The following is a 21,865-nucleotide window of genomic DNA, read 5'->3' as shown; positions in this document are numbered from 1 at the left end:
CTCGATTGCACAGCAGTCACATTGACCGTTATCGCATCCTTCATGCTGCCCGACGATTTCTCACCCGATCCTCGCGGGGTTGCCCAGGGATCCGGAAGTCGTACGTGGCCACGGCAGGTCAGTGACCGACAGCGATCTGCTGGCTACCTTCGTCCGGCACGACCCGCTTCGTCGTCAGGACGTCCATCGGGACTGGACCGAGAATCTTGAGCCGCAGTCGAGCCAGCGAGTGGATGCTAGCCCTGCAGGCAGCTAGCCGACGCGGCGGCAGTGCGCCCCAAGTGATGCTGACCGCTGCCAATAGCTGGAAGGCGATCGCCATCGCTCGCGACGGGACCGCTGACGTCGGATTGGTCGAAAATCTCGGCGCGCCAGAAGGTTTAAGCAGTTGCGTGGTGGGGTTCGACGAGTTGGTGGTCGTCGTGGCGCCGGCTCACAAGTGGGCTCGACGGTCACAAGCGGTACGCGCTCTCGAATTCGCTCAAACACCCCGGGTGGCCCGTGAAGCTCTCTCACGGCATTCCTGCACGATCGCCACCGCCCTACGCAAGGTGCTTGGCGACGACGTCGAGCTAGGGCCGCCCGCACTCGGCTTTAGGATCGCACGAGGCAATGCGTGCCGCGGTTCTCGCCGGTGCCGGACCGTCGGTCATGAGCCAACTGGTGGTGGCCGAAGACCTGGATTCGGGTCGACTACGCGCCATCACGGTCCCGGGGCTGGATCTGCGACGTAAGCTTCGAGCCATCTGGGTCGGCGGACGCACGCCGCCTGTTGCGATAAGAGACCTGTTGAACCACGTGATCGCGTGTGCCGGTAGGCAGTTGGGGCCGTAAATGGTGGTGGGATAGATCGCCCACGTCCTGCAGGCGGCGTTCTCTTTGAAGCACTCGGATAGATGTTTAGCGTCGCACGGGGAATTCGGCCAGCATCGCCTCGGCGCTGCGGACCGCCGCACGGCAGGCCCTGGTGGTGAACGGGTCGTTGAGCGGATGCTCGGCGCGCCGACGCCAATGTTGCGCCGCCGCAAACGCCGCTCGGGAAATCTCTTGAGGATTGGTCCGGCAAACCTGCGGGTCCAGTCCCAGCCTACTGGCCGGCCCGGTGCCCGAACCGCCGATGAGGCGACGCAGCAGCACCGCGTCATGCTCCTTCAAAGTCGTTGTGCGCGATGGCAATTGACTGAGAAGGCGAAGTTCTTCGAAGGCGTGGGTGTCGGCCAGTAGCGGGTCGATGTCGGCGATCACGTACGGCGTGGCAAGCACCGGATGCGCCTCGACGAACCGGCGCAGCGATACCAGCGCAGTGTGCGCCTTGAGCATGTCGGAGCGCTGCGCGAACTGTTGGTCGATGACGTTGCGCAGGGCCACCAGGCCGCTGCGCTCCAGCAACTCGTTGGCCAATGCCGCCGCATCGGCGACGCCGGCCGCCAGCACCGCAATAGAGATCCGGATGCCGAACATCCCGAATCGCTCCAGCAGGTGCGCGCGGGTCGCCGCGTCTACGGGCAGTGGGCTGTCGGGTCGCACGAAGCGATCCACGCTCAGCAATGCCTTATTGAGCTCGGCGGCGTCGGATCCGGCGAGCTTCTGCAGCGCGAGGAACTCGCTCTGACGCAGTGTGCGCGCGGTCATCGCGAGTAGGCCCGACACCGGAACCACCGCCTGACAGATGCCCGTCTGATTCATCTCACTGGTGAACCGTTTGGCCACCTCGTTGGCGGACAGCATCGCATCGATGCGCCCGGCGCCGATCTCGTCTGCCCGCGATGCGACACCAATGATGCCGAGCGCTCCCGCCGACCCGCCCACCAGCCCACCGATCTGCTTGAGCAAGGCGATGTCGGCCGCGTTCAGAGTGCGTAACAGGAACACCACGGCATCCACCCGCGGCACCCCGTCCGGCGGGACGAGCAGCCGCAGGGTGCGTTCAGAGGCATCTCGGGTCAACGACGATGTGCCAGGGGTGTCGATGATGGTGGCCTGCGTCAACTCCTGCGCGGGCCACTCGACATCCAGATGGGCCACTTCCACCGGATTGAGGTTGCGCAGGTCGAAGCTCAGCCCGTCACGATGGGTGATCGGGACGTTGCCGCGGCGTCCGCCCTGATGAATTGCGGTGACCTTCGGCGTCGGGCCGTGCCGAAACCAGGTCACGATCCTCGTGGCCTCGGTCGCGTCCGTCGGCGCAATATCGTCCCCGACCAGCGCGTTGACCAGCGTGGACTTACCCGCCTTGAGCGTTCCGGCCAACGCAATGCGGATCGGCTCGTTCAGGCGCGCGCCGATGCGTTCCAGCTCGTGAAAGACATCCGGCCGTTGCCGGTAGGCCGGTTCGCCGCGATAAGCCTGGATGGTTCCGCCCAGGATGGCGCGGACCCGATCGCTTGTGCTCACGCTCGTCCTATGGTCGCCTGTGGCCGCAGTTTCTCTAAGTTTTCGATGACCTGGCGCAGGATGTCCAGTTGTCGCTCCAGTTCGCGAACTCTGGTGTCACGCTCCACGTCTTCCAGATGGGCGGCGGTTAAGGTGGCTTGCAGCGATTCGTTGAGCGAGCGGCTGAGTTCGTTGGCGATGTCGCGGTAGTGATCGCGCAGCTTGCGGTGAATCGTCTTGAGCCGGTCGCGGGACTCCTTGCCGACGACGAAAGAAACTTCGTCGACGAAGCGCCGCACATTGGCCTTGGCCTCGGCGCGCGCCCGCAGGAGCCGGCTCTGCTTCTCCTCCTTGTACGCCATCCGGCCGAGCAGCAGCCCGGCGCCCACTGATACCGGGTTGAACAGGCCCAGGCCGGCCACCGATGACAGCATGCCGATCATCACCACACCGCCGTAGGAACCGCGCAGTCCGGACAGCGCCTTCTGTCCCTTGCCTTGGGGCTTCGATTCCAGCTCGGCCAGTGCCTTCAATTCGTCGAAGTTGGTGGACATCAAGCGCGACGTCAACTCCGGCGACATCACCGAGTTCAGACCCGCATCGGCGAAAGAGCGGGCGACGTCGTCAGCCAGGGCCGCCGAACGCTGGTACGCCCAGACGAAGTTGTCGCCGACAGCGGTGGCGATCGCATCCTCGGCTTCAGCGCCGATCTCCGCCCAATGCAGGGTGGGATCGCAGGTGTCGATGCGTTTCTCGATGTCGTCGGTGACGGCGCGAAAACGCGCTCGCAGGTCGTGGTCCACGTCGTTGCTCACATCGGTGAAGCCGTCGTTGAGCACCTGCTGCCACAACGCGGTCGCCTGCAGGGCGTTCTCCGCGTCCCGCTTGCGCCGCTGCAGATCATTCGCCAGTCGATCGCGCAAGCCGGGGTCGTTGACAGAAGCCAGTTCCGACCCCGCTTTCGTAGTCAATTGTGCTGCAGCAGAATGTATTTCACTTAACACCTCGTCGCGCACTCGATCGCTTTCGCGAGTGAGCACCTTCTCGCTCAGGAATTTGACGACGGCCGGGAAGTTGGACTCGTCGTTGAGTTCTTTGTCGTTGAGACTCACGGCATGGCTACGCAGCAGCGACGAGACCGGGATGATCGGCATCGGCACCCGGGCACGCTGTAGGTGATTGGCATTGGCGTTGACGATCTGGCGCCAGTGCGGATAGAGGTCGGTTTTGGTGGCCACGATCACACCGACCGGGCAGATCTGGTGCGCCTTGCGCAGAAACCACATCTCGGGTTCGGTGAATTCCTGGCTGGCGTCGCTGACCATCAACATCGCATCGGCGTCGGGCAGCAAACCGAGGGTCGCCGACAGGTGCGGCTGGCCGTGGCCCCCCACACCCGGGGTGTCGATGAACACCAGTCCGCCTTGCAACAGCGGACTCGGGGCGCCGATCTCAACCCGCAGCACCTGGCGTCCGCCGGCATGAGGCGCCCGGCGCAGATCGATGTTGATCTGTTCGACCGGAATATCGACGGTCGCGATTTCGCCGTTGGGTCCCGCCGCGAGCACCAAACGGGCCCACGGTTGGGCGCTGTAGCTGACGATCGTGATCACCACGGTGGCCTCGTCGTCGCCGACTCGTGCGACCGGCAGGTTCAGCAACGAGTTGAGCAGTTGACTCTTGCCCTGTTTGAGCTGCCCGGCAATCACCACGCGGATGTGGGGATCGGTGATCCGCTCCCGCGCCCGCCGCAGCCGCTGCACCAGATCGTCGCGCCCGTGCAATTCCGCGATGGCGATCGTGTGGTCGATCAACTCGACGATCACGCTGACCCGACGCGGGTCATCGGGTTGTGCCACCGTGCTGCCCCACTTTCTCGTCGCTGTCTGTTCAACGTATGCGCACAAACCGGCGGGGACCATGACGGTCCCCGCCGGTTTGCCGGTTCTGAGCTATCAGAACCCGTGGTGGTCGGCCGGGCCGTGCGAGGCCGGCGGCTCGGTGTGCGCCGGCGGGGTGTGCGGCGCCGGGTCGTGACCGAACACCGACGGGCTCTGCGGCTCGTGGTGGGTCGGTTGCGGCTGCTCAACCGGCTGGTGCTGCTGAGGAGTGAACACCGGTCCGTGGTCCGCCGGGGCCGGGTGGGTCGGCGTCTCGACCTGCGGGGCAGGCGTGTGGGGAGCGTTGATCACCGGCGGGTTCGTATCGCCGTGACCTGTACCTGCACCTGTACCTGCACCACCCTGTCCGCCTGGCGTCTGGATGACGGGGCCGTGGCCACCGCCGGCCGGAGGCGTTGTGCCACCGGCACCCACGCCACCGCCTGTGATGACGGGACCCTGACCGGACGGAACAGTGGGCCCGTGGTCACCCGGGGTGATGCCGCCGCCGGCGCCGGCGCCCGCGCTACCGCCGGCACCAACGGGTCCGACGCCACCAGCGCCACCTGCGCCGACGCCGCCCCCGAGCGTGGTGCCCTCCTGACCAAGGATGTCGCCGTGCCCACCGGCGTTGGCCCCACCATGTGCCCCGGGCCCGGTGGCCACACCACCGGTTCCGGTGGCCGGAGTGACCGGTCCGGTGGCTACGGTGCCGCCGCCGGCTCCGGCGGCCGCGACACCACCAGGGCCAGCCTGTGCCCCGGCACCGGCATCGGCTGTCCCTGAGACGCCGACCGGTTGCGTGGCGGGGTGCGCGGCCAGCGGGGTGTTTCCGCCGCCACCGATGCCCAACCCTGCGCCGCCAGCAGCTCCGGCCTGGCCGCCCACGCCCACGCCGCCTATCGGACCCGCGACGTGCGGAGTGGCGGCACCGTTCAGCGCCGCGCCTTCGCTGGCGATGAGTCCCGCTTGGCTTCCTGCGCCGGCTCCAAGCGCTGCATTGCTGCCGGCGATTCCACCGGCAGCGGCCGCGTGTCCGCCCAGAGCCGCCTGACTGGCGAGACCTGCTTGGCCGGCAACGCCTGCCTGGCCGACGAGACCCGCCTGGCCCGCCACCCCGGCCTGCCCCGTCAGGCCCGCCTGACCCGCCAGGCCAGCTTGCGCACCAGCGACAGCGCCTGCCTGACCGCCGGCCGCAACGCCCGCCTGGGCACCGAGAGCTCCGCCAACCTGGCCGCCAGCGCCTATACCGCCGCCTATGCCACCACCGATAGCGCCGCCCGCCTGGGCACCAGCACCGGCACCGATTGCGCCGCCGACCTGGCCACCGGCACCGATCGCACCGCCAACCTGGCCGCCGGCACCAACCGCACCGCCAACCTGACCACCGGCACCAACCGCACCGCCGAGCCCACCGCCGACCTGGCCACCGATACCGCCACCGATCGCACCACCAGCCTGACCACCGATCGCACCGCCAACCTGACCACCGGCACCGACCGCACTGCCAACCTGGCCGCCGGCACCAACCGCACCGCCAACCTGACCACCGGCACCAACCGCACCGCCAACCTGACCACCGATCGCACCGCCAACCTGGCCGCCGGCACCAACCGCACCGCCAACCTGACCACCGGCACCAACCGCACCGCCAACCTGACCACCGATACCGCCACCGATCGCGCCGCCAACCTGACCGCCGGCACCTACCGCACCGCCGAGCCCACCGCCGACCTGGCCACCGATACCGCCACCGATCGCACCGCCAGCCTGACCACCTACCGCACCGCCAACCTGACCACCGGCACCAACCGCACCGCCAACCTGACCACCGGCACCAATCGCACCGCCAACCTGACCACCGGCACCAACCGCACCGCCGAGCCCACCGCCGACCTGGCCACCGATCGCACCACCAGCCTGACCACCGATCGCACCGCCAACCTGACCACCGGCACCAACCGCACCGCCAACCTGACCACCGGCACCAACCTGGCCACCGGCGCCGATCGCACCACCGGTACCGCCACCAATTGCGCCACCTGTCTGACCACCGATCGCACCACCGACCTGGCCACCGGCGCCGACCTGGCCGCCAACAGCGCCGCCGATGCCGGCGCCAACTTGACCGCCCACGCCGACGCCGCCGCCAAGGCCGCCCCCAATCGCCCCGCCGACGCCGCCGCCGACCTGGCCACCGAGCCCGACACCGGCCTGGCCGCCAATCCCGCCGCCAAGACCTACAGCTGCACCACCGCCGATACCGCCGACCACACCGGCCTGGGCTTCAATCTCGGCTTGCACACCGAAGCCAATGCCGGCCTGCGCACCCACGCCCAGTCCGGTTCCAACGCCCGCGCCGAGTCCGGCGCCGACCTGCGCGCCGATTCCGGCTTGCACATCGAAGCCAACGCCGAGACCGGCCTGCGCTCCTAAGCCGACTCCGCCCGTTGGCTCGATGAACGCCAGGCCAGGAGCAGGCGCCACCACACCGGGCTGCACACCCAGTGCGCTCTGGCCGACGAGCCCGGCGCTGACACCCGTCGCCACACCCGCACCGATGTCGGTCGCAACAGCGCTGCCCAATCCAAGCCCCGCATCCGCGGCGATGAGACCTGCATCGGTGGCGGCGAGCCCGGCGTCACCAGCGGCCAACCCCGCATTACCGATGACGGGACCGGGGTCTTGAGCGACGAAACTGGACACAACGCCCGCGTCTGACGACGGGATCGGGAAACCGTGCTGGTCAGCGACCGCCTGCTGCAATGCTCCGATCGGGTCATCGGAGGTGACCGCAACACCGGGGACTGCGCTGGCCACCGCCGAGGAGACTGCGGCGGGAGAGACATTGATCAGTCCCGCGTTCGTCATGGCCTGCCCGGGTGCAGCGACGAAAGACTGGGCTGCCTCTTCGCTGCGAAACAGGCTCAGGATGTAGTCGACTAGCGAGGTCATCTTCTTTTCCCTTCGATCGAAACCGTGAAGTTGTTCGCCGAAGTGACCGGCGCTCTGTCATAAACCGTATGGATGTCGCGACTCCCCCAAATCGGGGTCGATACCCCCAACTGGGGGTACGCCCACCGGGATAATGGGGGCTGCCCCGTTAGGGGATTAGGGGAAACCGAGGGCCCCCAATCCCACGCTGAAACACCCCCGTTTGCAGCATTTATGCACGTCAAACACTACTCGTCGACGACCCAGGTCGCCAGGACAAAGCTTTGGGAAGAACGAGAATCAGCCGTGCAGGCTGTCGACGCCGAAGCCATGGTGATCCGGCGGCGCGTCATGCGGATGTGCGTCCGGAAGAACCACCGAGTGGTCCCATATTCCCGGGTCACTGGCCGGAAAGCCGCCGTGGTCGAATGCGATTTCGGGCACCGCACCCCCCGTGATCAGCGACGACGGTTCGGGGTTGCCGATCCCGACCGGAGGCGGGCCAGCGGGCGCCTCGACTGGCAGCTGAGCTGCCGGCTGATTGATCACAGCCCCGACGCCACTGATCGCCCCGTGCTCGGGCATCGCTGCGACAGGCGGGTGCGGAGTGAAAGCATCGAAGGCCGCAGTTGCCGCACCGCTCGCCCACACATTGCCGTGATCGGCGACAGGCATGCCGGTCACCGCACCGGTGGCCCCGGCCATCGACAGGGAATCCGACACCATCGGGATCAGATTGTTGACATCGACGCTGGTCACATCCGTGAGATGTGCGTCAGCAATGGCTTGGTCGGGATTGGTGGCATAGCGCGCTGCCGCCTCCGGATCGCGCACAAGTGAGATCACGAAGTCGAGCAACGAATTTGCCATCGCCCATCTCCCTGTCGCTCAAGCCCGCCTAGATCCAGCACTAGCAAGATGCTAATCGCTGCGCGGACGCCCGTGTTCGGTGCGAACCCCGCCCACCCCCCGTCTTCATTAGGGGGTAATGCATTAGGGGAAGTACCGAGCTACGGGGGCCAAACGGCTATGGTTGATGAGCCGCTGGTGACCGTTGGAGCACAGGGGGTTGGCGCTTGGAGTTCTCGCGTGCTGCCCGGGACGTCCTCGACGATCTCACCCACGCTGCGACGAACCCCGTCAAGGCGATGATCGTCGGAGGCATCGGCACCGGCAAGACGACCCTGCTCGCTGCTGCCCGCGATAGCCTGCTCCATGCCGGCGTCCCGGTGATGACGCGACCGCCGCGCCATGACGATCCGCCCGAGTCGGCGTTCGTCGTCGACGAGGCGCACCAGCTCACCGACGCCGAGCTACACAAGCTCATCGAACGCGTCGGCGATAGCCGCGCTACCGTCGTCGCCGCCGCCGAGCCCCATGAGCAGCGCGCGACTCTGCGTTCCCTGACGACGGCTATTGCAAGGGAACGACCGCGGATAACGCTCGGCATGCTGCCGGTCCCCGAACATCAACTGGACTACACCGCAGGTCTGCCGTTTCTCGTACACGCCGTGTCGCGAGGTGGTCAGTCGCATGCGGCGAAACACGCACTGATCGAGCGGCTGCGCCGAATCGAAGAACACGACCTCGACGCGCTGCTGATCATGTCGCTGGCCCAGGCCCTGGGTGCCACCGATATCGCTGCGGTGCTTAGCATTTCAGTGGTCGACGCCAGGGTCGTGGTCGATCGGGCACATGCCAGCGGCCTCGTCGAACCGTCACACCCGCCCGCGTTTCTGCAGCTGGTTCATGAATGCGTCGCCCAGACCGTCGGCAACGCCCACCACCGTGAAGTCGAAACCTCTTTACTGCGTTCACAACTCGATATCTCAGCAGTGTCAGCGGACTTCGCGCTGCGGCTCGCCGAACACGGCCTCAGTGATGACCGGTTGGCAGCGATCCTCACCCATCACGCAGCCGAAATCCGTGGCGACGCAGCCCAAGTCGCGCGATTCTACCGGGCAGCAGTCCGGATCGGAGCTTCGGGCCTTACGCCACGACTAGCTGATGCACTCGCCCTGAGCGGCGACTGTACAGCCGCCGGATCACTGGCCGACAGTCTGCTCGGCTCGCAAGATTTCTCCGAGCGCGCCGCGGCCGTGCGGATCGCAGCCAGCGTCGCGACCCACGATGGCAACTCCGGTCAGGCGGCCGAATTGTTCGGCTGGCTCGGTCCGTATCCGGATTCTGTCGTGGCCTCAGCGGGTGCGATCGTGCTCGCCGCAACGGGTGACCTAGCTACGGCCCATGCCGCGGTGGGACTCAAGGACTCCGGTCCACCGACGATTGCCGCGCGCGCGTCCCGCAGCCTCGCCGAAGGCCTCTTGCTGACGATGGACCAGCCCTATCCGACTGCCATGGCCAAGCTCAGCCAGGCCATCGCGGTCGAACAACCGATTGGCGAAGTCTTCCCGGACAGCCCGGCGGCACTGGTTACCTTGGCCGCGATACACGGCGGGGACCCGGTGCGCGCCCACAGTGTGATCGGCCGCGCGGTACGCGCGGACGCCGAATCGCTCTTCAGGTACCGGCACCTACTTCTCTCCGGCTGGATCAAGATGCAAGACGGCCAACTGCCGTCGGCCGGCGCCGACGTCACCGCCGTTTCCGGCGCCAGCCTGCATCGTCGAGATGCGTTGTGGGCCACGGCCCTACAAACCGCCATCGCGCGCCGCAGCGGCGATACCGGCGGGCTGCAACAGCACTGGTACGCAGCAGTCGAGGTCCTCGCGGAGTGCTCCGTGGACCTGTTTGCGCTACTGCCGCTGGGCGAACTGTGGGTCGCGGCCGCCCGCATGCGCGAGGTGGATCAGTTGCAACACACCTTGGATCAGGCGTTCGCGCTGCTCGATTCCCTGGGAAACCCGCCACTGTGGTCGGTTCCGTTGCACTGGGCCGGTGTACACGCCGGAATCCTTACCAACTCGCCGGAGTCCGTCGCACCACACGGCCAGGCCCTCAGCGCCGCAACGGCACGAAGCACTCTCGCCCAAGCCCTTTCGGTTGCCGGGCGAACCTGGCTGAAAGTGCTTGCCGGACAGGTGCACGCCGACGAGGTCAGCACGGCTGCGCGGTCGTTGGCACATGTCGGGTTGACCTCCGACGCCACCCGGCTCGCGGGCCAGGCAGCGCTGCAGACATCCGACCCCCGGGTATCCGGCGCCATGCTGCAGCTCGCCCGCGACCTCAAAGTGGTGGGTTTCGTCGAAGCGCCCGGCGGCGAGGGGCAAAGGCAACCCGCCGCGTCGACCCCACGCCAGCCACCGTCGGGATCACCGTTGTCCGACCGCGAACGCGAAGTCGCCGAACTACTCCTGCTGGGCATGCCCTACCGCGATATCGGCGGCCAACTGTTCATCTCGGCAAAAACGGTCGAGCATCACGTCGCCCGAATCCGTCGCCGGCTCGGCGCCGGCTCGCGCTCGGAGATGCTGTCGATGCTGCGGGCGATGCTGACTCCGCAAAGCTGAGATGTACGCCTGATCACACCGCACTCTGGTGGGCTGGTGATCTGCGCAAACTTAGGTTTGCCTATCTCGCGGCGAATCCCACGAAGATGTCAGTATTGGGCAGGTTGACTAGCAAAGGCGCATCCGCGCCCCATGGCATCTGAATGACGATGAATCGAGGTGGCCTTCGGTGACCACACACACCCTCATCCGGCTCATAGTGGGCTTGGGCATGACCGCGGTGGTGGGAGCGCTGGCGCTCAAGCGCGTCTGGTGGTTGTACAAGCTCGTCATGTCCGGCCAACCGGCCTCCGGACGCACCGACCACATCGGCACCCGCGTCTGGACACAGATCGCCGAAGTGTTCGGGCAACGCAAGTTGCTCAAGTGGTCAATCCCGGGTTTGGCGCATTTTTTCACGATGTGGGGCTTCTTCATCCTCGCCACGGTCTATGTCGAGGCCTACGGCACCCTTTTCCAATCCAATTTCCACATCCCGATCGTCGGACGTTGGGACGCGTTGGGCTTCCTGCAAGACTTCATCGCCCTCAGCGTGGTATTCGGCATTGTCACGTTTTCGATCATCCGGTTGCGCTCGGAGCCAAAGGAATACGGCCGTCAATCACGGTTCTACGGTTCGCACACCGGCGGCGCGTGGCTGATCCTCTTCATGATTTTCCTGGTCATCCTGAGCTTCGCAATTTTCCGAGGCGCATCGGCTAATACCGGAACACTCCCCTACGGCGGCGGCGCATTCTTCTCCCACGCCATGGGCACGCTCATGAGCCCGTTGGGCGCGACGGCCAACGAGTGGATCGAGACCGTTGCGCTACTGGCCCACATCGCTGTAGCGCTCGTCTTCCTGCTGATCGTCCTGCACTCCAAGCACCTGCACATCTTCCTCGCTCCGATCAACGTCACCTTCAAGCGACTCCCCGACGGTTTGGGCCCGCTGCTGCCGCTGGAAGCCGACGGCAAACCCATCGACTTCGAAAACCCGCCCGACGACGCCGAATTCGGCCGCGGCAAGATCGAGGACTTCACCTGGAAGGGCATGCTCGACTTCGCCACCTGTACCGAGTGCGGACGATGCCAGTCGCAGTGCCCGGCCTGGAATACCTCCAAGCCGCTGTCGCCCAAGCTCGTGATCATGGATCTGCGCGATCACTGGATGGCCAAAGCGCCCTACATCCTCGGTGAGAAAGTGTCCCCGCTGGAAAGCACACCCGAAGGTGGGCTCGGCGAAGAACTGCGCGGTGAAAAGCACGCGGAGGAGCACCACGTCCCCGAGTCCGGCTTCGGCCGTATCCTGGGCTCCGGTCCCGAGCAGGCCACCCGCCCTCTGGTCGGCACCGCCGAACAAGGCGGAGTTATCGATCCCGACGTGTTGTGGTCCTGCGTGACGTGCGGCGCGTGTGTGGAGCAGTGCCCGGTCGACATCGAGCACATCGACCACATCGTCGATATGCGCCGCTACCAGGTGATGATGGAGTCGGAGTTCCCCTCCGAACTGTCAGTGCTGTTCAAGAATCTGGAGAACAAAGGCAACCCGTGGGGCCAGAACGCCTCCGACCGCACCGCCTGGATCGACGAGGTCGACTTCGATGTCCCCGTCTACGGCCAGGACGTCGAGAGCTTCGACGGCTACGAGTACCTGTTCTGGGTGGGATGCGCCGGCGCCTACGACGACAAGGCGAAAAAGACCACCAAGGCCGTGGCCGAACTGCTTTCCATCGCCGGAGTCAAGTACCTGGTCCTGGGCACGGGCGAGACCTGTAACGGTGACTCCGCCCGCCGCTCGGGCAACGAGTTCCTGTTCCAGCAGCTGGCTCAGCAGGCCGTCGAGACCCTCGACGGCCTCTTCGAAGGGGTGGAGACCGTCGACCGCAAGATCGTCGTCACCTGCCCGCACTGCTTCAACACCCTGGGTAAGGAGTACCGCCAACTCGGCAGCAACTACACGGTGCTGCACCACACTCAGCTACTGAACCGGCTGGTGCGGGACAACAAGCTGGTCCCGGTCAATTCCGTGTCGCAGGACATCACCTACCACGACCCCTGCTACCTGGGTCGTCACAACAAGGTGTACGAGGCGCCGCGTGAGCTGATCGGGGCCGCGGGCGCCAACCTCACCGAGATGCCGCGCCACGCCGAGCGCAGCTTCTGCTGCGGCGCGGGTGGTGCCCGCATGTGGATGGAAGAACACATCGGCAAGCGCATCAACCACGAGCGCGTCGACGAGGCGCTGGCCACCAACGCCGCCACGGTCGCCGTCGCATGCCCGTTCTGCCGGGTGATGGTCACCGACGGTGTCAATGACCGCCAGGAAGAAGCAGGCCGCAGCGGTGTCGAGGTGCTCGACGTGGCCCAAGTGTTGCTCGCTTCACTGGACCGCGACAGCGTGAAGCTGCCCGAGAAAGGCACGGCGGCCAAGGAAGCCGAAGAGCGGGCCGCCAAGGCGGAGAAGGCCAAGCCCAAGGCCGCCGCGGCCGCTCCTGCACAGGCGCCCGCCGAAGCACCGGCAGCCGAGCCTGCCGAGCCTGCCGAAAAGCCCGCTGCGACCGCGCCTGCGGCGCCGGCCAAAGGTCTCGGCCTTGCGGGCGGCGCCAAGCGCCCCGGAGCCAAGAAGGCGCCGGCCGCCGCCGCATCACCGGCTACGGAGGAAGCCGCCAGCACGGCCGCCCCCGCCAAGGGACTGGGGATGGCCGCGGGAGCCAAACGCCCCGGGGCCAAGAAAGCCGCGCCTGCCGAAGCAGGCAAGGCGACCGCGGCGCCCGCCGAGACTGCACCCGCGGAAAAGTCAGCCCCGGCCGCGCCCGTGAAGGGTCTGGGCATGGCCGCCGGAGCCAAGCGCCCCGGCGCAAAGAAGGCCGCGCCCGCGGTGGCGGAGCCGGCCAAGGCGGAACCGGCCAAGGCTGAGGCAGCCGCGCCCGCTGAAGCTCCCGCCGCGCCGGCCAAACCGGAAGTGCCGGTCAAGGGGCTGGGTATCGCGGCCGGCGCCAAGCGGCCCGGTGCGAAGAAGAGCGCACCCGCGGCACCCGCCGCACCGGCGGAACCGGAGCCGGAGGCCCAAGCGGAGCCCGAAGCAAAGTCCGAACCTGCACCCTCCGCCGAATCCAACGGTGACCCGACTCCCCCGGCCGCACCTGCCGCGCCGGTCAAGGGCCTGGGTCTGGCCAAGGGTGTGCGCCCGCCGGGTAAGCGCTGATCACGGTTTTGCACCGATCAGCAAATATCGGTGGACAGCGATGGGAGCATGGTTGACGTGACTACTCACCAGCTGCCCGCGCACACCTCCGGCCATCACCGGCAGCGCGTGTTCGCTCAGTCGTCCAAGCTGCAAGACGTCCTGTACGAGATCCGCGGGCCCGTACACCAGCACGCCGCCCGGCTGGAGGCCGAAGGGCACCGCATCCTCAAGCTCAACATCGGCAATCCCGCGCCGTTCGGCTTCGAGGCACCCGACGTGATCATGCGCGACATGATCCAGGCGCTGCCCTACGCGCAGGGCTACTCCGATTCCAAGGGCATCCTGCCGGCACGTCGGGCGGTGGTCACCCGCTACGAACTGGTCGACGGATTCCCCCGGTTCGACGTCGACGACGTCTATCTGGGCAATGGGGTTTCCGAGCTCATCACGATGACCCTGCAAGCCTTACTCGACAACGGCGACCAGGTGTTGATTCCCGCACCGGACTACCCGCTGTGGACGGCGTCGACCTCGCTGGCCGGTGGCACGCCGGTGCACTACCTGTGTGACGAGACCCAGGGCTGGCAGCCCGACATCGCCGACCTGGAATCCAAGATCACCGAGCGCACCAAGGCGCTGGTGGTGATCAACCCCAACAACCCGACCGGCGCGGTGTACAGCCGCGAAATCCTTACTGAAATGGTGGCTTTGGCGCGCAAGCATCAACTGCTGCTACTCGCCGACGAGATCTACGACAAAATCCTCTACGACGATGCCAAGCACATCAACGTGGCATCGCTGGCACCAGACATGCTGTGCCTGACGTTCAACGGTCTGTCCAAGGCCTACCGAGTCGCCGGATACCGGGCCGGCTGGCTGGCCATCACCGGTCCCAAGGACCACGCCAGCAGCTTCATCGAGGGAATCAGCTTACTGGCCAACATGCGCCTGTGCCCAAATGTCCCGGCGCAACATGCCATTCAGGTCGCCCTCGGCGGCCACCAGAGCATCGAGGACCTGGTGCTGCCCGGCGGCCGCCTGCTCGAACAGCGTGACGTGGCCTGGAACAAGCTCAACGAAATACCCGGGGTGTCGTGCACCAAGCCGGAGGGCGCGCTATACGCCTTCCCCCGGCTGGACCCCGAGGTCTACGACATCGCCGACGATGAACAACTCGTCCTCGACCTGTTGCTGCAGGAGAAGATCCTCGTCACCCAGGGCACGGGATTCAACTGGCCGGAACCGGATCACCTGCGCATTGTCACTTTGCCGTGGGCACGCGATCTCGCCAAGGCAATCGAACGCCTCGGCAACTTCCTGACCAGTTACCGGCAGTAACTCTGCGCATTCCCGCCGCAGGGTGACCCGCATCGAATACGATGCGGATCCGCGGTTCGCCGTGCCACCGCGTGAGCACGCCCAACTGTGTCAACCTATCGGGAGGTTGGTATGTCATTTCTTAACGTCGCGCCGGAACTGGTGTCTGCGGCGGCATCGGACGTGGCCGGCATCGGATCAATTCTCACCGAGGCCAACGCGGCTGCGGCGATCCCCACAACCGAGGTGCTCGCAGCCGGCGCAGACGAGATTTCCGCGGCCATCGCCGCAATGTTCGGTCTGCACGGGCATGCCTACCAAGTCCTCAGCGCCCAAGCGGCGTCATTTCATGACCAATTCATGCAGTTGCTGAGCGGCAATGCCGGCGCCTACGCCAGCGCCGAAGCGACCAATGCGCAAGCGGCTGCGCTGGACGTGCTGAACTCGCCCTTCCAGACCCTCACCGGGCGGCCGCTGATCGGCAACGGAGCCAACGGGGCCACCGGGAGCGGTCAAAACGGGTCCGCGGGCGGGTGGCTATTCGGCGACGGCGGGGCCGGCGGGTCCGGTGGCCCAGACCAGCGGGGCGGCAACGGCGGCGCGGCCGGTCTGTTCGGCAACGGCGGGGCGGGCGGCGCCGGCGGATTCGCAACGGATCCCAACAACGGCACCGCTGGCGGTAACGGCGGCTCCGGCGGGCTGTTGTTCGGCAACGGCGGCGTCGGCGGTTCCGGCGGCGCCGGAGTCAATGGCGGGATCGGCGGCAACGGCGGCGCCGCCGGCACGCTCTTCGGCGCCGGTGGGGCCGGAGGAAGCGGCGGCAGCGGCAGTACCGGATTGACCGGCGGCGGAGTCGGCGGCAACGGTGGTGCGGGCGGCCTGTTCGGCGGCGGCGGTGGCATCGGCGGCGCCGGTGGCTTTGGCAGCTTCGGGCCAGGCGGAGCAGGCGGCAACGGCGGCGCCGGCGGGACGCTGTTCGGTGACGGCGGAGTCGGCGGGACCGGCGGAGGGGGCACCACCACAGCCGGCGCCGGCGGTAGTGGCGGCAACAGCGGGCAGATTTTCGGAGCCGGTGGAGCCGGCGGTACCGGCGGACAGAGCTTCAGCCCCACCGGACCCACCACCGCGGGCAAGGGAGGCCATGGCGGCGCCAGTGGCCTGTTCGGCAACGGCGGGGTCGGCGGCACCGGCGGCGCCGCCTTCACCCCCAACAACCTTGGGACAGCCATTGGCGGCAACGGCGGTGCCGGCGGTAACGGCGGCAGCCTCTTCGGCACGGGCGGAGCGGGCGGATCCGGCGGAACCTCGTTCGCCAGCAGCAGTCTGGGTGCAATCGGCGGCAATGGCGGCGCCGGCGGCAGGGCGGGAGTGATCGGCGACGGTGGTGCCGGCGGCGCGGGCGGGGTCCCGGGACCGAACGGCATCCCGGGCGGGAATGGCGGCAACGGCGGTGACGCCATCCTGATAGGCAACGGCGGAAACGGCGGCAACGTCGGCAGATCTGGTGTCGGCACCGCGGGTCTCCCCGGCGCCGGCGGGGTACTTCTCGGCCAGACCGGCAACTTCGGATCGTCCTAGGCTTTGTCCCTGAAGCCAGATGCCGCCCAATCGAAGGGCGCACTGCTGGAAACTGTCTAATGGCGCACACCAGTAGGCGCGAAATCCCCTATTAGGCCCCCTCGGCGATGCGCGACGCTCTTATCCGCTGTGTCAACGATGACTCCGGGGGTATTGAGCAATGTCGTATGTGGTGGTGCCACCAGAGATAGTGGCTGCGGCGGCAACTGATCTGGCCAACATCGGTTCGACACTCAGTGAGGCGAACGCTGCCGCCGCTGCCCCGACCACGGGCGTGCTGGCGGCGGGCGCCGACGACATTTCGGCGGCCATCGCGGCGCTGTTCGGGGCGCACGGCCAGGCGTATCAGATCTTGAGCGCGCAGGCGGCGGCGTTTCAAGCGCAGTTCGAGGCCACCTTGACCGCCGGTGCGAACGCGTATGCCACTGCGGAGGCCGCCGCCGCGGCGCTACTGCAGCCGCCTCTGGACCTGGTCAATGCCCCCACCCAGGCACTGTTGGGGCGCCCGCTGATCGGCAACGGCGCCAACGGGGCGCCCGGCACCGGGGCGAACGGCCAAGCCGGCGGAATCCTGATCGGTAACGGCGGGGCCGGAGGGTCCGGCGGACCTGGCCAAAACGGCGGAAATGGCGGTCCCGCCGGGCTGTTCGGCACTGGGGGCGCCAGCGGCGCCGGCGGAATTGGCACGACGACGGGCGGCGCCGGCGGGGTCGGGGGATGGCTTTGGGGTACCGGGGGCACCGGCGGAGCCGGCGGCTTGGCTGTGGCCGGGATTGGCGGAAACGGCGGGATGGGCGGGACCAGTGGGGTGTTCTCGTTCTCAAGCGGTGGCACCGGCGGCCCCGGGGGGTACGGCGCCACCGCCGGCGGTAATGGCGGCGGCGGGGGTAATTCCGGGTTGTTCGGCATCGCCGGGGCAGGCGGCACCGGTGGGCCCACGACCGTGGGCGTAGGCGGGTTCGGCGGGAACGGCGGCACAGGGCTGTTCAACAACGGCGGGGCCGGCGGCACCAGCACGGCGACAGGCGGGTCGGGCGGTTATGGCGGCGCGGCCGGGCTGTTCGGTGACGGCGGCAATGGCGGGAACGGCGGAGGCGGCACCACGAAGGGGAGCCCCAACGTCGGCGGCCCTGGCGGAGTGCTGTTTGGCGCGGACGGATTGCCCGGCCAGCCCTAGAACAGCGAGATCACCCGCGTTCCAACAGTCCCAGTAGGTAGTTCCCGTAGCCGGACTTGATCAGGCTCTTCCCGCGCTGCGCCAACTGCTCGTCGTCGATCCAGCCCAATCGCCAGGCCACCTCTTCGGGCACGCTGACCTTCAGGCCCTGCCGTAGCTCCAGCGTCCTGACGAAATCCGCCGCGTCCAGCAAGGAATCGAACGTACCGGTGTCCAGCCACGCGGTGCCGCGAGCCAGGACCTCGACGGCCAGCCGGCCTTGATTCAGGTAGATCTGGTTCACCTCGGTGATCTCGTACTCACCACGCGCGGATTTCTTCAGACCCTTGGCAATCTCGACCACGTCGTTGTCATAGAAGTACAGACCTGGCACGGCATATTGCGATTTCGGCGTGGCCGGTTTCTCCTCCAGCGAGACTGCCAAGCCACCTGCGTCGAATTCCACCACACCGTAGGCCGATGGGTTAGCCACCCAGTACGCGAAAACCGCTCCGCCACTGATGGATTGGAACCGACTCAGGCTGGTACCCAACCCAGGCCCGTAAAAGATGTTGTCGCCCAACACCAATGCCACTGAATCGCCGCCGATGTGGTCGGCACCCAGCACGAATGCCTGAGCCAGGCCGTCCGGCCTTTCCTGAACGGCGTAGGTCAGGTTGATCCCGAATTGCGTGCCGTCACCGAGGAGTCGGTGGAACCCGGCCGCGTCGTGCGGGGTGGTGATCATCAGAATGTCGCGGATGCCGGCCATCATCAGCGTGGTCAGCGGGTAGTAGATCATCGGCTTGTCGTAAACCGGGAGCAGCTGCTTGCTGATGCCCATGGTGATCGGATACAGACGGGTGCCCGAACCGCCGGCCAGGATGATCCCGCGCATGACTGACTCCTTAAGCCTCAGTCGACCCGGTCGTTCTCGGTCAGTTCGGTCGCCGCCAATGCCGATGACAGGTCCGCGTGCCGGAACACCGACGTGACGTGGTCGTGGACCACCCGGAATGCCGAGGCGGTCGTCGACGCGTTGAAGGGCTTGTTGCGGTCGCTGATCTGCTGTTCGACGACGACAATCCCGTCGTGCACGTACATCCGGCCCAGCTCGGCCCTGGCTGTCAGGGAGCTCACCCAGCGGCGCAGCGCGTCGTGTCCCTGTACAGCTCCGTGCGCGTCGCCGAGTTCGATGTCGTCACTGGACAAACTGACCAGGGTCTCGATGTCGGCGCTGTTCAGGGCGTCATGCCAAGCGAGCACGGTGGCAATCTCGGATGTGGTCATGAGGTGCAAGTCTAGAGAGGCGTGCGGTCCAGCCATCTCTGCCATACGGCTTCGTCCCCGAATACTGCGATGCCGGTGTCGGCGAGTGCGACCCGGCGTGTCATCGCCAGCAGCAGATCGGTAGCCGTTCCGCGCAGCGCGACGGTGCCTTTGCCGTGTTCATGTGACCAGGCGACGACGCCGTTTGCTATGGCCACCGTCCATTCACCGGCTTCGCCGAGCACAGGATCGGTCGCGTGCAGGTGCAGGGTGTCGCCGCCCTCCAGCGGGAGTGCCGCACCGTCTTTCCCGGCCTGGATCACGATGCGTTCCAGGAACTCGTCGATCCCGTCGGCCGCCACCTCCGCATCGAGGCTGAAGTCGGCGCCGACGGCCAGGGCCGCGTCGGCTCGATGCACGACGTTCTCGTGCAGACGACGTCGGATCCACCAGTTGGCCGGCCGGGGCCCGAGGAACGTCCAGACCGGGGTGTCGGCGCCGGTCACTTTGACCGCGTCGACAAGTCGCTGCGCGCCACCGTTGAGCCACGCAATTGCGCCGTTGAGATCCGCGGGTGGCCTGCCGTCTTCGACGCTGCGGAAATCGAGAAATCTGTCCATCCGGTCGCGCACGATCTGCGCGGCCCAGCGGTCGCCGCGTCCTACATGCCGGAACAGCTGATCAAGGGTCCAGCCCGGGCAGGTCGGCACCGGTGTCGATTGGTCGGCGGCACGGATCAGTTCGCCGAAAGTCCTCGTTTCTTGGAGATAGGTCGACGCGTAATCCATGGAGGATGACGCTACTCGCAGTTGTCGGTAGACAGCGAAGACGTCGGCTTGGGACTCCCGCCAAGCCACCGAGCCCGGACGCGGTGCCCGCCGGCCTGTAGGTTTTCCGCGCGCAGCGGCCAGCTCGCCGAACCGTCGCATTGTCGCCGGGATGACGCCATGCGTGATGTCAGTAGACAGAAGGGGTATTGGCTTGGGCCCAAGCCTTTTCGGCCGCTGAACCGCCCGGCGGTGGAACCAGCCCATTGATCATCCATAGCTCCTCACTGGTTTCGTCTACGTGGAACTCCCAGTGCAGATCCGGCTTCGCCTGGGCCAACGGGGTCAGTATCGTGTTGATCCACTGGGCGATCCGCTGACGATCTGCCGGATCGCGGGAATGGCGGGCGATGTGATCGATGACGACGCGGATACCGACCGGAGCCGGCTCGCCGCCGACGTAGAAATCCTCGGTTCTGGTCTCCTTGAACAAAGTGATCACATAGAACCGGGGCAGCCCGGCCTTCTCGTAGTGGTCAGTGATCCGCGTTGCCAACTCGCGCTTTTCAACGTCGGTGAAGATGCCCGGCGTATGGTGAATCGTCCACAGCGGCATGACAGTTCCTACTGCGCCATCGAGAAGGCCAGGTTCTCCACCGGGCCCGAAAGCGCGGCTTTGACGTTGACCGTGACATCGTCGATAAGTACTTCGGCGGCACCGGCTTCCAGACCGTCCACGATACGTCTGGCAACCTCGGCCGGCGTCGTCTTCTCCATCGGGATATCCGAGACCATGTCCGTGTCGATGAAACCGGCATGCACGCCCACGACTTGGGTGCCCTGGGACGCCAACTCGACACGCAGCGAGTTGGTCACCGACCAGATAGCGGCTTTGGACGCACCATAGGCTCCGCTGCCGGCGAGCCAGGACAGCACCGAATGCACGTTGACCACCGCTCCGCCGCCGTTGGCTGCCAGGATCGGCGCGAATGCGCGGGTCACCCGCAGCGGCCCAAAGACATTGATGTCAAAGGTTTTCGCCATGTGGTCGAAGTGTCCCGTCAGCAGCGGTTCGGGAATGAGGATGCCGGCGTTGTTGATCACGATGTCGGCGTCACCAGCCAGACGGGCGAGTGCGCCGACCGACTCGGCGTCGCGGACCTCGAGTTCGTGGGTGACCACCTGCGTTCGGCCATCGGTGAACGAGGTTGTGGCGGTGGAGTAGACCTTCCGCGCCCCGCGGGCCAAAACCTCGTCGACGAGTGCCGCGCCCAGACCGCGTCGACCTCCCGTAATCACAACCACCTTGTCGGCTACTGCGACCATCGCACGCTTCCTTCCGATCATCTGACTAACGCTTTCGTTATCTAGATGGAAGCACGCTATGCTGGATAACGCAATCGTTAGTTATGTGAGGTGCGCCATGGAGTTCGAGAAGAAGCTGCGCGACCGGAAGAAGTGGTCGATCGGCGATGAATGCTCGATGGCCAAGGCCCTAGACCTGCTGAGCACCAAAACAACGTTTTTGGTGCTGCGCGAATGTTTCTACGGCACAACGCGGTTCGAGGATTTTGTGGAGCGGATCGGCACCTCTGCGCCGGCGGTGTCGCGAGCGATGAAACAACTGGAATCCGCCGGCATCATCACGCGGGTTCCATATCAGGAACCAGGCCGACGGGTTCGCGACGAGTACCGCCTGACACCGGCGGGCAAGGACTTACTACCGGTGTTCCTCTCCCTGGTGCAGTGGGGCGACAAGCACCTGCACAACGGCCAGGGCCCCTTGCGCTTCGTCGATGCCGAAACCGGCCGGCCCCTCGGTGTGCGGGTCACCGATGAATACGGCGCTACGGCAATGGATTCCGATGGCATCGAGATTCGGGTCAACTCCGCGTCCAAAGGGCGGTAGAACACCGGGTCACAGTTGGCGAGGTGTCCACAGCTGGAATCTT

General features: G+C 66.5%; 15 protein-coding genes and 3 pseudogenes. 8 read left to right on the top strand and 10 right to left on the bottom strand.

From position 1 onward, the window contains the following. Positions 1-230 precede the first annotated feature (230 nt). Positions 231-834 (top strand): annotated as a pseudogene (locus tag JX552_RS03520) (LysR substrate-binding domain-containing protein); the annotation flags it as partial. Positions 835-900: 66 nt separating this feature from the next. On the opposite strand, the gene iniC reads toward JX552_RS03520, so the two are convergent. The 3 genes from iniC to JX552_RS31800 form a co-directional block, all read right to left on the bottom strand. After that, complete coding sequence (iniC, locus tag JX552_RS03515; RefSeq protein WP_205876110.1) at positions 901-2,394, bottom strand: isoniazid-induced dynamin-like GTPase IniC; 1,494 nt, start codon at positions 2,392-2,394, stop codon at positions 901-903. Beyond that, positions 2,391-4,232, bottom strand: a complete 1,842-nt coding sequence (locus JX552_RS03510) for a dynamin family protein (RefSeq protein WP_205876108.1) — start codon at positions 4,230-4,232, stop codon at positions 2,391-2,393. The genes iniC and JX552_RS03510 overlap by 4 nt, the downstream gene beginning before the upstream one ends. 96 nt (positions 4,233-4,328) lie before the next feature. After that, complete coding sequence (locus tag JX552_RS31800) at positions 4,329-5,369, bottom strand: hypothetical protein (protein ID WP_241011254.1); 1,041 nt, start codon at positions 5,367-5,369, stop codon at positions 4,329-4,331. Here JX552_RS31800 and JX552_RS33140 point away from each other — a divergent pair. Continuing rightward, positions 5,322-6,689: a hypothetical protein gene (locus tag JX552_RS33140; RefSeq protein WP_277396105.1), complete on the top strand. Its 1,368-nt coding sequence runs from the start codon at positions 5,322-5,324 to the stop codon at positions 6,687-6,689. The two genes, JX552_RS31800 and JX552_RS33140, sit on opposite strands and share 48 nt — an antisense overlap. A gap of 309 nt (positions 6,690-6,998) precedes the next feature. Here JX552_RS33140 and JX552_RS31790 read toward each other — a convergent pair. Further along, a pseudogene (locus JX552_RS31790) lies at positions 6,999-7,208 on the bottom strand (IniB N-terminal domain-containing protein); the annotation flags it as partial. Positions 7,209-7,487: 279 nt separating this feature from the next. Continuing rightward, complete coding sequence (locus tag JX552_RS03500) at positions 7,488-8,057, bottom strand: Rv0340 family IniB-related protein (RefSeq protein ID WP_205876106.1); 570 nt, start codon at positions 8,055-8,057, stop codon at positions 7,488-7,490. Between the two features lie 206 nt (positions 8,058-8,263). Between JX552_RS03500 and iniR the strand changes: the two genes are divergently transcribed. The 5 genes and pseudogenes from iniR to JX552_RS03475 form a co-directional block, all read left to right on the top strand. Continuing rightward, positions 8,264-10,657, top strand: a complete 2,394-nt coding sequence (gene iniR / locus JX552_RS03495; RefSeq protein ID WP_205876104.1) for an isoniazid response ATPase/transcriptional regulator IniR — start codon at positions 8,264-8,266, stop codon at positions 10,655-10,657. Between the two features lie 169 nt (positions 10,658-10,826). After that, entirely contained in the window at positions 10,827-13,844 is a 3,018-nt protein-coding gene (locus JX552_RS03490) for a (Fe-S)-binding protein (protein ID WP_205876103.1), read from the top strand. 30 nt (positions 13,845-13,874) lie between these two features. After that, positions 13,875-15,164 (top strand): pyridoxal phosphate-dependent aminotransferase, encoded by a 1,290-nt coding sequence (locus tag JX552_RS03485; protein WP_205876102.1) that lies wholly within the window; start codon positions 13,875-13,877, stop codon positions 15,162-15,164. Positions 15,165-15,275: 111 nt separating this feature from the next. Next, complete coding sequence (locus JX552_RS03480) at positions 15,276-16,721, top strand: PE family protein (RefSeq protein WP_205876101.1); 1,446 nt, start codon at positions 15,276-15,278, stop codon at positions 16,719-16,721. Between the two features lie 160 nt (positions 16,722-16,881). Then, positions 16,882-17,889 (top strand): annotated as a pseudogene (locus JX552_RS03475) (PE family protein); the annotation flags it as partial. A gap of 19 nt (positions 17,890-17,908) precedes the next feature. Here JX552_RS03475 and rfbA read toward each other — a convergent pair. From rfbA to JX552_RS03450, 5 genes are all read right to left on the bottom strand, one after another. Then, the gene (gene rfbA, locus JX552_RS03470) at positions 17,909-18,775 is read right to left on the bottom strand and encodes a glucose-1-phosphate thymidylyltransferase RfbA (protein WP_205876099.1); all 867 of its coding nucleotides are present in this window, start codon (positions 18,773-18,775) and stop codon (positions 17,909-17,911) included. 17 nt (positions 18,776-18,792) lie between these two features. Continuing rightward, entirely contained in the window at positions 18,793-19,167 is a 375-nt protein-coding gene (locus JX552_RS03465) for a nuclear transport factor 2 family protein (RefSeq protein ID WP_205876098.1), read from the bottom strand. An 11-nt stretch (positions 19,168-19,178) separates the two neighbouring features. Beyond that, positions 19,179-19,934 (bottom strand): maleylpyruvate isomerase family mycothiol-dependent enzyme, encoded by a 756-nt coding sequence (locus tag JX552_RS03460; RefSeq protein WP_205876097.1) that lies wholly within the window; start codon positions 19,932-19,934, stop codon positions 19,179-19,181. A gap of 169 nt (positions 19,935-20,103) precedes the next feature. Then, positions 20,104-20,529, bottom strand: coding sequence for a tautomerase family protein (locus JX552_RS03455; protein ID WP_205876096.1), 426 nt, complete (start codon positions 20,527-20,529; stop codon positions 20,104-20,106). 8 nt (positions 20,530-20,537) lie between these two features. Then, the gene (locus JX552_RS03450) at positions 20,538-21,239 is read right to left on the bottom strand and encodes an SDR family oxidoreductase (protein ID WP_205876095.1); all 702 of its coding nucleotides are present in this window, start codon (positions 21,237-21,239) and stop codon (positions 20,538-20,540) included. Between the two features lie 97 nt (positions 21,240-21,336). On the opposite strand from JX552_RS03450, the gene JX552_RS03445 reads away from it, so the two are divergent. After that, positions 21,337-21,822 carry a winged helix-turn-helix transcriptional regulator gene (locus tag JX552_RS03445; protein ID WP_205876094.1) on the top strand — a complete coding sequence of 162 codons (486 nt, stop codon included), beginning with the start codon at positions 21,337-21,339 and terminating at the stop codon, positions 21,820-21,822. Positions 21,823-21,865 lie beyond the last annotated feature (43 nt).

The organism is Mycobacterium gordonae (assembly GCF_017086405.1).
In the GTDB taxonomy this organism is placed as follows: Bacteria; Actinomycetota; Actinomycetes; order Mycobacteriales; family Mycobacteriaceae; genus Mycobacterium; species Mycobacterium gordonae_D.
Note: the sequence above shows the minus strand (reverse complement) of the source record. Positions and strands in the feature narration are given on the sequence as shown.